Origin of the sequence: Archangium lipolyticum (assembly GCF_024623785.1) — a bacterium.
Taxonomy (GTDB): domain Bacteria; phylum Myxococcota; class Myxococcia; order Myxococcales; family Myxococcaceae; genus Archangium; species Archangium lipolyticum.
The window spans coordinates 188,604-203,711 of record NZ_JANKBZ010000002.1 but is presented as its reverse complement, the minus strand read 5'-3'; the positions used below and the strand labels follow the sequence as shown (position 1 = coordinate 203,711).

General features: G+C 69.0%; 10 protein-coding genes. 6 read left to right on the top strand and 4 right to left on the bottom strand.

The window, feature by feature from the left end:
• Window positions 1-97: 97 nt before the first annotated feature.
• Genes NR810_RS04485 through NR810_RS04475 form a run of 3 tightly spaced genes read left to right on the top strand, consistent with a single transcriptional unit; the run spans window position 98 to window position 5,142 of the window.
• Window positions 98-3,028, top strand: coding sequence for a hypothetical protein (locus NR810_RS04485; RefSeq protein WP_257448263.1), 2,931 nt, complete (start codon window positions 98-100; stop codon window positions 3,026-3,028).
• Window position 3,029: 1 nt separating this feature from the next.
• Window positions 3,030-3,656 (top strand): phage tail protein, encoded by a 627-nt coding sequence (locus NR810_RS04480; RefSeq protein WP_257448261.1) that lies wholly within the window; start codon window positions 3,030-3,032, stop codon window positions 3,654-3,656.
• Between the two features lie 28 nt (window positions 3,657-3,684).
• Window positions 3,685-5,142: a glycosyltransferase family 2 protein gene (locus NR810_RS04475; RefSeq protein ID WP_257448260.1), complete on the top strand. Its 1,458-nt coding sequence runs from the start codon at window positions 3,685-3,687 to the stop codon at window positions 5,140-5,142.
• On the opposite strand, the gene NR810_RS04470 is transcribed toward NR810_RS04475, so the two are convergent.
• The 4 genes from NR810_RS04470 to NR810_RS04455 form a co-directional block, all read right to left on the bottom strand.
• Window positions 5,100-6,104 carry a sigma-54 interaction domain-containing protein gene (locus NR810_RS04470; RefSeq protein WP_257448258.1) on the bottom strand — a complete coding sequence of 335 codons (1,005 nt, stop codon included), beginning with the start codon at window positions 6,102-6,104 and terminating at the stop codon, window positions 5,100-5,102. The genes NR810_RS04475 and NR810_RS04470 overlap by 43 nt on opposite strands.
• A 362-nt stretch (window positions 6,105-6,466) precedes the next feature.
• Complete coding sequence (locus tag NR810_RS04465) at window positions 6,467-7,045, bottom strand: RNA polymerase sigma factor (protein ID WP_257448256.1); 579 nt, start codon at window positions 7,043-7,045, stop codon at window positions 6,467-6,469.
• 154 nt (window positions 7,046-7,199) lie between these two features.
• On the bottom strand, window positions 7,200-8,318 hold the full coding sequence (locus NR810_RS04460) for a CgeB family protein (RefSeq protein ID WP_257448254.1): 1,119 nt from the start codon (window positions 8,316-8,318) through the stop codon (window positions 7,200-7,202).
• Window positions 8,319-8,404: 86 nt separating this feature from the next.
• Complete coding sequence (locus NR810_RS04455; RefSeq protein WP_257448252.1) at window positions 8,405-9,607, bottom strand: glycosyltransferase family 4 protein; 1,203 nt, start codon at window positions 9,605-9,607, stop codon at window positions 8,405-8,407.
• A gap of 320 nt (window positions 9,608-9,927) precedes the next feature.
• Here NR810_RS04455 and NR810_RS04450 point away from each other — a divergent pair, with 320 nt between their 5' ends.
• The 3 genes from NR810_RS04450 (at window position 9,928) to NR810_RS04440 (ending at window position 15,035) form a co-directional block, all read left to right on the top strand.
• Window positions 9,928-12,147 (top strand): hypothetical protein, encoded by a 2,220-nt coding sequence (locus NR810_RS04450; protein WP_257448249.1) that lies wholly within the window; start codon window positions 9,928-9,930, stop codon window positions 12,145-12,147.
• Window positions 12,144-13,484 carry a hypothetical protein gene (locus NR810_RS04445; protein WP_257448246.1) on the top strand — a complete coding sequence of 447 codons (1,341 nt, stop codon included), beginning with the start codon at window positions 12,144-12,146 and terminating at the stop codon, window positions 13,482-13,484. The genes NR810_RS04450 and NR810_RS04445 overlap by 4 nt, the downstream gene beginning before the upstream one ends.
• Window positions 13,485-13,757: 273 nt before the next feature.
• Window positions 13,758-15,035, top strand: a complete 1,278-nt coding sequence (locus NR810_RS04440) for a hypothetical protein (protein ID WP_257448242.1) — start codon at window positions 13,758-13,760, stop codon at window positions 15,033-15,035.
• The last annotated feature ends 73 nt before the right edge of the window (window positions 15,036-15,108 follow it).

Sequence of the window (15,108 nt, the reverse complement as noted above, 5' to 3'; positions counted from 1 at the left end):
CCGTGCACCGCCAGGGGGTGAGCGCCCCCGCCATCCCAGGTGCGCTCGCCCCCTTGGCGCTCCGCCTCCGGGCGCCAGGAGATTCCAGGAGCCACGTATGCGGTCCATCCCTCCCAAGCACTTCCACCTCGAGGTGTCCGACCTCGAGAGGCGCCGCTGGCGTCTCGGCTTCATCTTCGAGTTCACCATAGGCCCGGACAGGCAGCTCGCGTCGTGGAAGATGACGCTTCAGCCCTCCTCCCGGGGCCAGCCCGTCCAACCCGCCTACGAGCGCGAGAGTGGGGAGCCACCGGACGTCATCGCCTTCGAGACCTCCTTTCCCTGTGGGCTCAAGGTCATTGGGAAGTTGCGCTGCCAGCACGACGGCCGTGTGTGGCTCGTCTGGGCCGAGGAGCTCGACTACGGCTTCTCCCATGAGGTCCGCCAGTACGCCGGTGGGATGGTCGAGTTCACGAGCCCGGCTCCGACGCCGTCGTGGCCCGACCCACCACCGCCTCCTCCGCCGCCCCCCTCCCCGGCTCCCTCCGAGGAGCCCCCCGCCGTCATCATCACGCCAGCCACGCGCGGCGGAGAGCTCTTCCCCTACGTGTACATGCGCACGTGGCCGGAGCCCTCCTCCTCGGAGCTGGCGCTCCACTTCGTCCGCTACCCCTACCCGCTGGATCAGCCGCCCTCTGGCGAGTTCCTCATCCAGCTGTGCGCCATCCGCGACCAGGGCGGCGTGGACGCGCGAGAGCGCATGGAACGGCTCGCCGTCTCGTACATCGAGGGCGGTGTTGGCTCCACCTTCGTGTCGAGGCCAGGGGAGCTCGGCGCTCCTTTCGACATGTACCCGGCGCTCGCCGAGCTGCTCCACGCCGCGCGCGAGCTGCCCCCCGCGGAGACGATGGCCCTCCTCTGGAAGCTGCTGAAGACGACGCCCGAGCAACTGCGCGCTCAGCTCGACTCCGCGGCCTACACCCCGGTCCTGGTCAACCTCTGGCAGAGCTACTTCGCCCTCGTCATCGAGCTCGGCTACCAGCCGCACCTGCGCGACACACTGGCGAAGTACCTCCTGGTGGACCACCTGCTGCGCTGGCTCCTCGAGCAACCCCAGACGCCAACGCGGCGGGAGCTGGACGCCCTCGCCAACGCCTCGCCCGTCCTGCCCGCCCGGCTCTTTCCCCTCCCGCCCGCGGCTGCCTCGCCCGTGGAGAGCCCGCCCCGGGAGGGCTCGCGCATCATCGCCTACGCCATCGGGGACCTGCAGATGGTGCGGCAGGAGCTCGTCGGCTACGCGCTGGGCGACCTGGCCTACGTGGAGAGCCTCATGGCCGGCGAGCGGCGCGAGTCGGTGCGCCGCAAGACGAGCCAGGAGACGCAGACCTCCACCCGGCTCCTCTCCGACGAGAACACCAACGGACGCGAGGCGCTCGGCGGGTCGACCTCCCTGACGAGCGAGGTGAAGAGCACCGTCGCGGACATCCTCGAGAAGACCTCGTACAACGACTTCAGCACCAACTATGGCCCGCCCACCACCGCCACGCTGAACGGAAGCTGGAGCGTCGAGACCGCGCCGGGCAGCGGAGGCCCGGGGCGCAGCGACCTGCAGCGCTTCGCCAAGAGCGTCCTCGAGAAGGCCAGCGAGCGCATCACCCTCCAGGTGCTGGAGGCCCGGCGCACCAGCACCACCCGCGAGAGCGTGGAGGCCACCACCAGCGTCCTCGACAACACGGGCAATGCCCACGGCCGCCACGGCGTCTACCGCTGGCTCAACGAGGTCCACCGCGCCTGCGTGGTCAACTACGGCAACCGCATGGTGCTGGAGTTCCTCGTCCCCTCGCCCGCCGAGCACTACCTCGCCGAGGAGGATGATCTCCCCGGCAACTCGACGCCTCCCGTGCCCCCCGCGGCGCTCGGCATCGAGTCCTTCGAGGACATCACTCCCCTGGGCTTCCCGATGCTGGCCGCGCGCTACCCGAGCGAGGACCTGCGCATGCCTCCGGACCCGAGGCACGTGGTGACGGGGCTCGTCCGGAGCGGGCAGGTGCTCGCGCTCTCGCTGCCCAAGGGGTACCAGGCCACCACGGCCCGGGTCGGCTACGTGCTGCCGCCGGGCCAGGACCCGTTCCAGCTCGAGGGGCTCGTCGGACAGGCCCGCGTCTCCCTCCAGGCCACCTCCACCGACCTGGTGACGGTGAAGATGAACCAGGACGAGGGGACGGTGCAGGTGCTCCTCATCACCTCCGGGCCGCTCGCCTCGCCACCGGTGGACCTCGAGCCCGCCCAGCTCACGGTGGAGCTGGAGGCGGCTCCGAGCCGCGGGCTGATGGACGAGTGGCGCCTGGAGACGTTCCGCGCCATCCACCAGTCCTACGCCGCGCAGCTCTCCGCCTACGAGGGGCTGCCTCGCGGTGGCATGCCCCCCGAGGAGGCGCCCCACCCGCGCCAGAACTACCGCACCACCGAGCGCAAGGAGCTCAAGCGCAAGTCGTTCGATCTCCTGTTCCAGACCCTCCAGGAGCACGTCGGCGAGCCCGGCGGCTCCCCACCGCCAGGTGTCCCGAGCGAGCTGGACATCGCCTATCCCCGCTACCTCCAGTTCTTCGAGCGGGCCTTCGAGTGGGACGAGAGCAGCTACAGCTTCATCATGTCCCCCCGGGGACGAGGGGCACGGCGCACCCGGACCGCGCTGATGTCCGCGGGAGACGAGCGCTTCCTCGACTTCCTCGAGGCCGCCTACGCGCGCCTGCTCATCCCCGTCACACCGCCCGAGGCCCTCTCCGTCCTGTTCTTCCTCGCCTCGGGGATGCTCTGGGAAGGACGCGCGGATCGGGTGGCGGTGCACGAGTCCGACCTCGCGCTCGCCAACGAGCTCAAGAAGCTCGGCCCGGGTGCGAGCGAGGTGCGCCCCATGAGCGAGCCCTGGGAGTTCACCGTCCCGACCACCATCACCGTCCTCCAGGAGTTCCCCATCGAGGGGCTGCGGAGGCTCGAGCCCACCCACGCATCCAGGCAGATTCAGGGCTCCTCGAACAAGGAGCCATGACATGCGTCCTCCCCGTCCGCCGATTCCCCCCATTCCCGGCCCCATGCCCCTGGCGGTCCCGGGCCTGCCGGTGGGGAGCGTGGTGTCCTTCGCCGGGGCCGTGGTGCCCTTCCCCGGGGATACGGGGGGAGACCCTCCGGAGCACGCCACGCTCCTGTGGAGACAGGGCTGGCTGGTCTGCGACGGGCGCGAGCTGAAGGTCTCCGAGTACCCCGAGCTGTTCGCGGCGATCGGCTACCTCTACTCGAAGACCTCGAGCGGAGACACCTTCCTGCTCCCCGACCTGCGCGGCTACTTCCTGCGCGGAGTCGACTCGGGCTCCGGGAAGGATCCCGATGCCGGCACGCGGAAGCTGACCAACGGAGACACCGCCCCCGGCGTCGGCTCCCTCCAGGACTGCGCGCTGCAGCTCCACGAGCACGACTACACGAAGCCCGTGGCCAGTCCCGCCGGGGCGGGCCCCACGGCGGAAGCGGCCAGTCTCGTCGAGACCGTGACGGCGCCCACGGACAGCGTCGTCCAGGAGCCGGGCTCCCAGCAGCCGCTCTTCACCTCCCCGGCCGAGACGCGCCCCATGAACATCGCCATGTACTTCATCATCCGGTTCACGAACTTCGTCAGGGTGTGAGATGGACGCGACACCCTCGTGCCCCCGCATGGAGGATGAACCCCCGCTGGTGAGCTGCGTGATGATCACCTCCCGGCGGGCGCGCTTCGTCGAGCAGTCCATCCGCTACTTCCTGGCGCAGGACGTCGCGCGGAAGGAGCTCATCATCATTCATGAGGAGGAGGGAGACCTGCCTCCCACCCTCCCGGAGGGAGCCGGCATCCGCGTGGAGCGCGTCCCGCGCGGCCTGTCTCTTGGCGAGAAGCGCAATGCCGGCGTGGCCCTGGCGCGGGGCGGCATCATCGCGCAGTGGGACGATGACGACTGGTACGGCCCCCAGCGCCTGAGCCGCCAGCTCGCGCCCCTGCTCGAGGGGACCGCCGACATCACGGCGCTCCAGGGGGCGCTGGTCTTCGAGCTCGACGCCTGGAACTTCTGGGCGTGCAGCCCCCGGCTCCACGCGCGCATGTTCCTGAAGGACGTGATTGGCGGCACACTCGTCTACCGCCGCGACCTCTGGCGGGAGGGCGTGCGCTACCCTCCGGCCAATCTCCGCGAGGACGCGGACTTCCTGGTCGCGGCCATGCAACGAGGGGCCCGCCTCGCCAGGCTCTCCGCGAGGGACCTCTTCCTCTACGTGCGCCACGGGCGCAACACCTGGCGGTTCGCACCCGGTCACCTCCTGGACCCCGGGGAGTGGTGGAAGGTGCTGGAGCCCGCGAGCCTCGGAGCGGACCGGGCGTTCTACCTCGCGCAGCGCAACCGGCCCTCCACCCCGGACGTGGCCGTGAGCCCCCCGGCGCGCTCCCGGGTCTCGTGCATCATGCCGACCTTCGACCGGGAAGAGTTCGTGCCCCGGGCGATCCGGCACTTCCTGCGGCAGGGCCATCCCGACACCGAGCTCATCATCGTGGACGATGGCTCGCGTCCCGTGGAGGAGCTGATTCCGGACGACGCCCGCATCCACTACCTGCGCGAAGGGAGACGGAGCTCCATCGGCCACAAGCGCAACCTGGCCTGCGAGCGCGCGACCGGGGAAATCATCCTGCACTGGGATGACGACGACTGGATGGCGTCGGACTGGATCGAGCTGCAGGCCCGCGTCCTTCTCGGCGAGCTCGCGGACGTGTGCGGGCTGAGCAGGCCCCTGTTCTACAACCCGGTGCGCCGGGAGGCCTGGCGCTACGAGTACCCGCGGCACGAGCGGCCCTGGGTCCATGGCGGCACGCTCTGCTACACCCGCTCGCTCTGGCGGCGGAACCCGTTCCCCGATACGAGCCACGGCGAGGACGTGCTCTTCCTCCAGGGCCCCGAGCCGAAGAAGCTCGTCGCCCACTCCCACTGGGACAAGTACGTCGCCTACCTGCACACGAAGAACACGAGCGCCAGGCCGCGCATGGGCTCGAGGTGGCGCCCCATCCCCGTCACCGAGGTGGAGCGGTTGATGCTGGCCGACGGCCGGCCTCACCGCCCGGGTTTGCTGAGCCCCAACACCTTCATCCGGTAGGCCAGCGTCCGCACGGGAATGCCCAGCCGCTTCGCGGCCTCGGTCCGGTTCCAGCCAACGCCCTCCAGCGCCTCGCTCAGGAGCTGCACCTCGTACTGCTGGAGGCGCTCCCGGGCGCCCTCGCCCCTGGCGATGGGCGGCGGGGTCACCGCGGGCATCAGACCCGACCCCAGCGAGGGCTCCCGCGAGCTCCCCGCCTGGAAGAGCCGGACGCGCTCCGGCAGATCTCCAGGGCAGATCATCGTGCCCCGCGCCATCACGACGGCCCGCTCGATGGCGTTCTTGAGCTCGCGCACGTTCCCCGGCCAGGGGTAGGCCCGCAGCAGCGCGAGCGCCTCGGGAGCGAGCCCCTGGACGCTCCGGCCATTGGACTTGTTGGCGAGCTCGAGGAAGTGCCGCGCGAAGAGGTCTATTTCATCCAGCCGCTCGCGCAGCGGGGGAATCTCCACCACGATGGTGCTCAGGCGGTAGTAGAGGTCGGCGCGAAAGGTGCCCGCCTCGACCATGGACTCGAGATGCTTGTGCGTGGCGGCGATGAGCCGCACGTCGACGGCGATCTCCCGGCTCGAACCGACGCGGCAGAAGGTCCCCGTCTCGAGCACGCGCAGCAGCGAGGCCTGGGCGGCCAGGGGAAGCTCGCCCAGCTCGTCGAGGAAGAGCGTGCTCCCATCGGCGTCTTCGAAGACGCCCTTCTGCTGCTGGATGGCACCGGTGAAGGCGCCCCGCTCGTGGCCGAAGAAGGTGCTCTCGATGAGCTCCTTCGGAATGGCGCCGCAGTTGACCTGCGTCATGCGCTTGTCGCGCCGGGGGCTGTGCTGGTGGATGAACCACGCCAGCACCTCCTTTCCGGTGCCGGTCTCCCCATGCAAGACGACCGGGACACGGGCGTCCGCCACACAGCGGGCCGCCTCCAGTGCCTCACGCATCTTCACGCCAGCGACGAGCCCCTGCTCATCGCCCACTTCACGCTGGCTCCCGCCGGGCACGGCCTGGCCAGCAGTTCCGCTCGAGACAACCTCTGACTCCGCGAGCCCCTCTGAAGGAGAGCCGCTTCTCGCGATGCCGCGCGGAGCTTTGCGGTCGACCTGATGCTGGGAGTCCATGGGAGGGATTTTCAAAGGTGCTCAGTGTCACTCATTCAACAGGGCCTACCGTAACAACCCGGACTGACATGACAGCCCTGGCTCAGGATCAGACTCGTTGACGCTCGCTCCCCCTCGAGTCGCTCGGACACTCGACCATTTGGATCACACGCGGCGCCTCTGCTGCGCGGATCGGCTGGTTCCTCCCACACACGCCCTGGAAGATTCTCGTGCCACCAGAATCACGGAGCCGCGAGTCGCGCGTGGCGGAGCTGGGTGCGAGCCCGTTCGATGCGCTTGCGCACGTTGACCTGGCTCAGGCCCAGCTGATCCGCGATCACCGCGTAGGGCAGCTCCTCCACGAAGTGGAGCTCCGCCACCTGCCGCAGCCCGGGAGACAGGGCCTGGAGGTGCTCGCGGGTCTCGCCCCACAACTCGCGCCCGAGGAGCACCTGCTCGGGGGTGCGCGTACAGGAGGTGAGGGCCCCGTCCTCGTTCTCCAGCTCCTCCAGCTCCATGAGCCAGTCCCCGGAGCGCCTGCCACGCCGCAGATCGATGCAGACGTTGAGCGCCATCCGCCGCAGCCACCCCTTGGGGTGGATGAGGGCCTCCGGCCAGGGCAGCTTCCGCCACAGCTTCATGGCCAGCTCGCTCATGGCCTCCTCCGCTTCCGTGGCGCTGCCCAGGTGTCTGCGGCAGAGCCCGTGGAGGTACTCGCGGTGTTGTTCCCAGAGCGCCAGAAAGAGGGCGCGCTTCTTCCCTTCGGCCTCCACCAGTCCCGTGGGGAGAAGGAATCGGCCTTCCCTCTCTTGGAGAGGCATTGCTTGAGCGAGGTTCGATGGCACGAACCACTGTCAAGCAATGGACATGCCCGCCCCACCGGGCAGGGGCCCCCACTCGGAGAAGACAGACATCGCACCGCGGCAAGGCCTTCGTTGGCAGGAATCTACCGGCAAGATCCTGCCGATTCGCGTGTCAGGCCACGAACTCCCGGATGGCGCTGGAGCGCGACGTGTAACCGAGGGCCTGCTCCACCCGCACCGCGCGGTGTGCGTACGTGTGCTCGGCCAGCACGCGCCGGCGCGCCGCGGCCCCCAGCTCACGCACCCCGTCATCCGTGAGGCACAGCACCGCCTCGGCCACCTCCAGACCGTCCTGCGCCACCAGACACTCGCGGCCCGGCTCCAGGAAGAGCTCGATGCCCTCCCACGCGTCGGTGATGAGGCAGGCCCCCGCGCTGGCGGCCTCGAAGAGACGCGGGGCCGGCGAGAAACCGAAGCGCGCCATGCCGTCCCGGCTCACGTCGAGCACCGCGCGCGCCGTGCTGCGCACGACGTTGCGCTCCCCCGGGGCCAGGTGGCCCACGTACCGGATGTTGGAGGGCCGCTGCCGCTCGCTCCACCCATCGCCCCCGAGCAGGAATTGCTTGTCGGGGAGCAGATCCGCCGCGCGCAGGAAGAAGGACTCCACGCGCCGCTCGAGGTCCGGCAGCCGCTCGTCCAGGAAGGCCAGGTCACAGTCGAAGCGCACGTCCGGCGGCACCGGGTGGTGCACGTCCGGATCCACCGCGCTGTACACGGGAATGCAGTCGCGGGCCCCGAGGTCGCGGTAGGCCAGCACCACCGGATCTCCCCCACCCTGGGTGAGGATGCGGTCGTAGCGCGGGATGAGCGCCCGGAAGGGGTCTTCCGGGTTGCGCGTCACCCGCTCCAGCGTCACCGGAGCGTCCAGGTCCCAGAAGACGACCTGGATGTGGCCGGACTTGAGCTCCAGCACCCGCGCCTCCAGCAGTTCGTCGAAGACGCCCACGCCGCTGGCCTTCACCACCACGTCCGCGCCCCGGGCCTCCTCCAGACACCGCTCCAGCCCGTCGGTGCCCTCGACGGGGTACACCACCACGCGCGCCCACTCCGGAGCGGCCGGCAGGTCGCGGTGCCCCTGGGAACCGGGCAGGTCCGGCTCATAGAAGGTGACGCGGTGACCCCGCGCGTGGAGCGCGCGGAGGATGCCCCGGTAGTACATGGCCGCCCCGTTCCACCAGGCCGAGACGAGGCTCGAGCCGAAGAAGGCGATCCGAAGTCCGTGGCTGCTCATGACTCACCCTTTCCTTGCGACCGGCCCCAGCCATCCGGTCCCGACGCCCAGTTCCCTCGAGGATGCGCATCGTTCAGAAGTCCCGGTCACGTCGCCCGCGCCAGCTGGGGATGGGCGGGAGGCGCCAACGCGGACGCGCGGTCCAGGTCGGCGTAGACCGCAAGGTAGGCATCCACCATGCGCTCTGGGGAGAACTCCAACGCACGCGTCCGTGCAAGGGTTGACATCCGGTTGCGCAGAACGGGCTCGGAAGCGAGTCTGCTCAACGCTCGCGCGAGCACGTCGATGTCATCCGGTGGAACGAAGACTGCCGCGCCCTCCCACACCTCGCGCAGGGAGGGGATGTCTCCCAACACCAGCGCACACCCGGCGAGCGCGGCCTCCAACACGGGCAGGCCGAAGGGCGAGTAGCGCGCGGGCAGCGTGAAGATGGAGGCGCGGCCCATGTACCTGGCGAGCTCCTTCGGCGGCAGCTTCCCCAGGGAGCGCACGTAGCGCGCGCGCACCTCGCCTCCGTCGGGATGCCGACAGTCGCCGGCGACGAACACCGGCCAGTCCAACCTGGGAGCCACCGTCTCCAGTACCTCCAGGTTTCTCGCCTCGTCCCACAGGCGGCCCGTGGAGAGGATGAAGGGCTCGCGCACGGAGCTGGGGAGGAAGTCCTCGCACCGGCGCGCATGGGGGATGACGGTGGCCCGGGGCAGCGGCCCGTAGTGGCGCTCCAGTCCCTCCAGCATGGAGGCGGTGGGGGTGACCACGTGACCGGCGGCGCGCAGGCCCCGAGTCACCTCCCAGCGATGGCGCACATCCCGCTCCAGGGCCGGCTCGCCCGTCACCGCCTCCGACCACGCGAGGGGGCACCCATGGCCCACCACCAACGGCCTGCGCCGCCACGGCAGCGCGCCGTGGCAATAACCATTGAGGTGCACCGCATCCGGCCGGAGACGCGACTCCAGCTCCAGCAACCACCGCCCCGCCGCCGCCACGTCCTCCCAGCAGTCCTCCGTCCCTTCCTCCTTCCAGGTGCTCTGCTCGACGGAGAGCCCCGGCACGGCGTGGACCTCGGTCCACTGAGCCGCGGTGAGGGGCTCGCCCTGGGTGGCCAGTGTCACCGCCACGCCCCGGCGGCCCAGGGCCCGGCTGAGCTCCAATGCGTAGGTCCACACGCCGCCAGCGTTGGCGGTGCCCGCTGTCATCAGCACGCGACGCACCTTCCCGGGCGCGCTCAGGCGCGCGGGCACGGAGGGAGGAGGTGAGGTGAGATCGCGCATGGATAGGCGGTAACACACGCCTGTCTCCGCGACAGATCCACCCACCCCATGAGCAGTGATTGGTGAACGGAGCAGGGCCTCCAGTATGGGATTGTCAACGCGAGCAATACCTGGAACCAGACATCGGACGGCGGGCCCTGAAAACGACCTTGTCAGCCCTCGTCACGTCTCGGGGGGGCCGCGGGTGGAGAATTCGAATCACACCGTCCATCGCGCGCCAGGGAACCGCCACCTTGACGAGGGCGTGATGGCCTGATGAGAAGCGGCGCGAAACGTCAACGGAGCCGGGCAGCAACGGACCTCTCCGGCCTTCCCCTTCGAGGAGGTGGAGATGGACCATGCACGCTGAGGCCTGGCCAGGAAGATGGGCGGCGCTGCTGCTGGGGGCCGTCCTGTTCACCACGGGGTGTGTCACGCTGGCAACGCCCACCTCTGTCTCCTTCATGGAGGTGGACGCGCAGGAGCGGCTGCACCTCGGATGGAGCGCCCGAGGACCAGGCTGGGACGAGGCGGCCCTGCGCGAGGTGGCCAGTGGGGGAACCGCCCCCTGGGCCCCTCTCACCTGCGGAGGCCGGGCCGTGCCCCGGGGCTGGCCTGACTTCTCCTCCGGCGCGGAGGCGCTCCTCGCTCCCTTTCTCTCGTGCACCTCGCCCGCCGAGTTCGTCGCCTTGCAGCAGCGCGTGGACATGCCCCGGTTGGTAGCGTCCCTGGATGACTGGAGCGCGGTGCGGCTGGGTGCCCTGGGGCCCGTGCGCGAGGACGCCGCCCATCTCCTCCAGCGCAAGCGCGCCGCCTTCCTTCTCAGCGCCACCGAGCGCTACGGCCTCTTCCATGCCGAGGTGTTCGCCCTCTTCGTGCTGCATTCGGCCTACGACGACGAGGTGGACGAGGTGTCGCGGCTGCTGGCCCAGGACAAACAGCTGGGGCAGACGCTGGCCCTCATGCCGGCCGTGCGCGAGGAGTTGGACGCACGGGGCCTGCCGCTCTCGGACTACCCGGACCGGGCCGAGCGGGCCGCCGACTTGCGGCGGGGTCTGGGCCGCGCCGCCAGGGACGCTCTCTCCACCAGCCTGGGCAGCGACGGCTCCCGGTACACGGAGCTGTCCGCGCGGCGGGCGCAGTTGCCGCCACCGTACCAGCAAGCTCTGCACGAGGTGGAACGGGCGCTGGCGCTGCGGCACTTCTCCGCGGGCAACGTGGCGGTGGGCACCTTCGACGCGATGACGTTTGGCGTGCCGCTGGGCTTCTATTATCTGGCGGCCGGCACGGGCCAAGGGGCGTACTCTCTTTCTCAGGGCCACTACGAGCAGGCCACGCGCGAGCTGACACCCGCGTTGCTGCTGGGAACCCTCTATGCCGGAGGCAAGGGCCTGCGTGCCCTGTCCGAGGCCCGAGGTGCAACGGGTGTCGGGGCGCACCGACTCAACGGGCTCCAGGCAATGGAGTTGCGGTTGAGGGTGCTCGAGGGGATGGCGCGGCAGTTGGAGGCGCAGTTGGGCGTGGACCGTCTGCGTGAGCTGGCCCGGAACATACGCGCCCGCCGGGAGGTAGGCCGCTTCGTGGCCGTTGGGGGAGTGGACGCAGTCCTGGCGCTACGCGAGGCCCGGGGCAATGTGGCCAGGGCGCAGGCGCTCATGTCCAAGGCCAGGCCCGGAGCCACGGGCTCCTCGGCGGCGAGGAGAGGGGCGGACATGGGCCCTGGTGAGCTGACCACCGGAGCGGATGACGCCGCGCGTCCCGCCCTCACGAGAGCCGGAGTCACGGAACGCGCCGGAGGACTGGCCTCGCTGGTGGACGAGCAGGCAGGCCTCACCCGGGAGGTGGTGGAGGCCAGACTGGCGCTGGTGGAGTTCGAGTCCACGGGCCCGCGTCTGCCCAGGAACGTGGCGGTGCTGGAGAAGCAACGTCCCTCCGTGGAGGCACCGCCGCCCGGAGCCGAGAGCAATCCACGTTGGCCTGAGTACGTCGCCTACTACGAGAAGCGCTTGGAACAAGTCAGACAGGGCACGGCAGTCAAAGGGCCTCTGCGCTGGGCGCCCTACGAGCTGATGCGGGGGTGGTTCGCCCGGGGAATGGCCTTCGAGCGCCTCATGGTGGAGTTGCTACGAGCCGACGCGAAACTTCCTCGGGCAGAGCGCCGCTTCCTCGGGGCCTTCCACAAGCCTCGCATTGAAAGATACGTGGGCGTGAAAAAGCCGGGTACCAACCTGCACTACGCGGATGTGCTCATCATCGAAGAAGACGAGCTCATCGGACGGCCACCTCGCGTCGAGACATACAGCTTCAAAAGCCGCGACCTCTCGAGCGCGGAGAGAGAAGCATTGAAGGCTCAGATGATTGAGGACGCGAGTGAAGCGCTGCGAAAATATGGCGGGACACTGGACATCCGCCGAGACTCCCTCCACCCCCTCCTCCGCGGGGCTAGCGAAGTGCCAGTCTCGAAAGTCCGCCTCATCTACGAGGGTGGCCAACTCAACCCCAAGAATGTAGATGCGCTGAAGGAAGCCGTGCGAGAAACCCAGAAGGAGGTCAAGGGAGTGGAGGTGTTCTTTCAATGAAGGTGCTGGGCCTGCGTGATTTGAAGCCGGAGGACAGTCTTCTTCTCACCTTCGAGGGTGCCTACGACCCGCAAGCTGCACTGGAGAGCGAGTTGGAGCCCTTTCTCGAGGTGCTGAAAGAGCACGCAAGCGACTGGATGCCGGATGTCGTCAGCGGCAAGCGGCGACGCAAATACACCCGTCCCTCTTTCTGGAAGGCCCTTGAGGAGCGGCGCAGCGAAAGAAGCACAGGGCTCTGGTTCTATCGCACGGAGTGGCCCGCGCTAGACATGTCGCTCTCGCTCTCGTTCCCACCTCTCGCTCCTGAATTGCGCATCTTGCTCGAGGTGAAGCCGCTCTCCTTCTTCGCGGAGGCGGAGCGCTGCAGAAAATTCGTGGACATGGTGCGTGCCTGGGCCGCTCGCTACCCGGTCACGCATGCCGCAGCCCACAGCGTGGCGGATAGGGGGTTGGCGGATTCGCCCCTCTTTGGCCGCGATATGCAGACCTCCATTCAGGACGGATTCGACAAAATCTACGAGGTGTTCTGGCTCAACGTCTTCGGGCCGAAGCTGGTGGAGACCGTCGGCCGCGAGCGCATGTTGTCCACACCGGCCCACCGGGTCGAGGCGCTCCCCAACGGCTCCATCCTCCTGGTGACGTGGCCCATCGCCGCGGACTTCGCCAGCGACGAGGCGCGCCAGGCCCAGGCCCGTGCCCACGTCCACCTCCGTCCGGACCTGGACTTCGACACCGTGCTGCGCACCCTGCGCCAGCGCAGTGCCACACTCGCCCCCGTGGAGCCCCATTTCCACCCGGACGTGTCCCCGCTCCTCTCGCGCGTGGTGGACAGCGTCGCCATTCACGAGCGCCAGCGGAAGATCGCCGAGCTCAACGACTGGAGCCCCCCCGAGCCCGAGGAGTGGCGCCCCGCCGACGCCGCCCTTCCGTCCGACGTGCAGGACCCGCGGCGCGCTCTGGAGCATTACAGCCTCCTGGCCGAGCACCTGGTGGCACTGCTGCACTCGAAGGTGCCCTCCGTCTTCGAGGCGACCCCCGAGTCACTCACGGATGTCGACTACCAGTTCTGGCACGAGGACTTCCCGCGAGTCTTCGACCGGCAGAACATCGACGCGCACGCGGTGCCCGCCATTGGCGCGTACCTGGGCCAGGTGCTGGTGCGTCACCTGGGTGGCCAGTGGATACCTCGCCAGAAGCTCGAGGAGACACAGGTACTCGTGGGCACTCGCGTCTGGTTTCCCTTTGCCCGGGCCTGGCACTACATGCGTTCGTGCCAATCGCTGTTGGACTGCTCTCTGACGCAGCTCTACCGCGAGGCAGCGCGGCACCGGGGCTGACCGTGGTAGACTCCGCACGTGACCATGCTCGGAAAGCTGCGCCCCGTGCTGTACGCGGCATTGCCCGTGGTGCTCTACATCGCCTCACGGCGGATACCGGCTCCTTGGTACCAGGGGGGCTGCATGGACGCCCTTCCCTTGATCACGGGGTCTGTCTCGTCGAGCGCACTCCTGGGGGCCATCGTCCTCGCCGTATGTCTGGCGCGGCTCGGAACCGGGAGAGCAATCCCCATCGTTCCCATCCTTCTCGCGGGGTGTGCGCCCTGGTTCGCGGTGATCGGCACCGGGCTCGGGCTCTGGACGCGCATCTTGAATACATACAACCTGGGGTCTGGTACGAAATTGGACCCCTTCCTGGTTCTTTCCGCGGAGCTCCAAAGTGCCCGACTGACCGCGGTGCTCTATACGGCCAGTCTGATGTCGGCCACGGTGCTGGTGCTGCTGGTGGAGACGTTCATCGAGCGCTGGAGGTCGAGCCCCGAACCGGTGAGGCCCGGTCGCTGGCACCCGAAGACAGCCGCCGTGATTGCCGCCTCTGCCCTCTGTGCCTGCCTCCTGGCAATGCTCGACGCGTGGTGGACCCTCGATCCTTTCGCGATGCTCGCGAATCGTACGTCCAGTCCGGATTTCCTGCTGATCGAACAGCAGGTGCCCGGGTGGCTCCTGGCGCACAGGCTCTACGTGGTGGGCACAGGCGTAGCCGCGCTGGGCGCTCTCATGCTGGGGGCTCGTGCTTTCATGGACGCGCGAGCCCAGCGTCCCGTGGTGCTCTGGCCAACCGTCCTGGCGGTCTGCGCGGCCGCCACGTTGCTGCTCGACGCACGGCTCCTCGAGCATACGTTCCGGAACATCCCCCAGCCTGCCCAGGCGGCTCTGGACAACTCACACATGGCGGACTGGATGCCCATCGAGGGTTCCGCCAACGGTTCTCATGACGAGCCAGTGCTGCTCGCGACTCCAGAAGGGCTGCGCCACCCCGGTGGCCTGCTTCCCTGGGAGATGGGAAATGCACACATGGCCCTCGTGCTCCTCGAAGAGGCCAAACGGGCTGTACGCCCAGCCCCCTACGAGGTCAAACCCGATACGGTCACCGTGGCGATGCACGCCAGGCTCGAGACGGTGCACTTGCGGCGTCTTTTCGAGGTGGCGGCGCATTCGCGCCTGCGGAAGTTGGTGCTCGTCGGCAAGCCGACGTACCCACTGTCCGAGCCGACACGCGAGGCATTGAGCTCCATCCATCCCTTGCTGGAAGGCGTGGCATCGACGCCTCCTCCAACGGTGAGCCTGTTGCTGGATTCCAGCGATTCTTCTTCATGCGCCGAGGCCCTGGATGCCTGGTGGACCGCGGACATCGGACCCTCCCACCGGGTCACACTCACACGCTTCCCCTCGGGGGCTGTGGAGAGCCTGGATCTGCGGCACGACGCCCATCGTCTCGACGAGGCGGGCCCGCGGTTCCTGCGCGTCTCGGAGGGGGCCGATGTAGCGGATGTGATCGAGCTCCTCCGTCGTGGGGAGGGCCTTGCCCGCCCCCTGCATCTGAGCATCTGAGCCCGGTCGTCCTCCAGGGAGGCAGGGGCGGCATCCGAGAGGAGGCTCATGGCCCGTCACGGGGTACGCACAT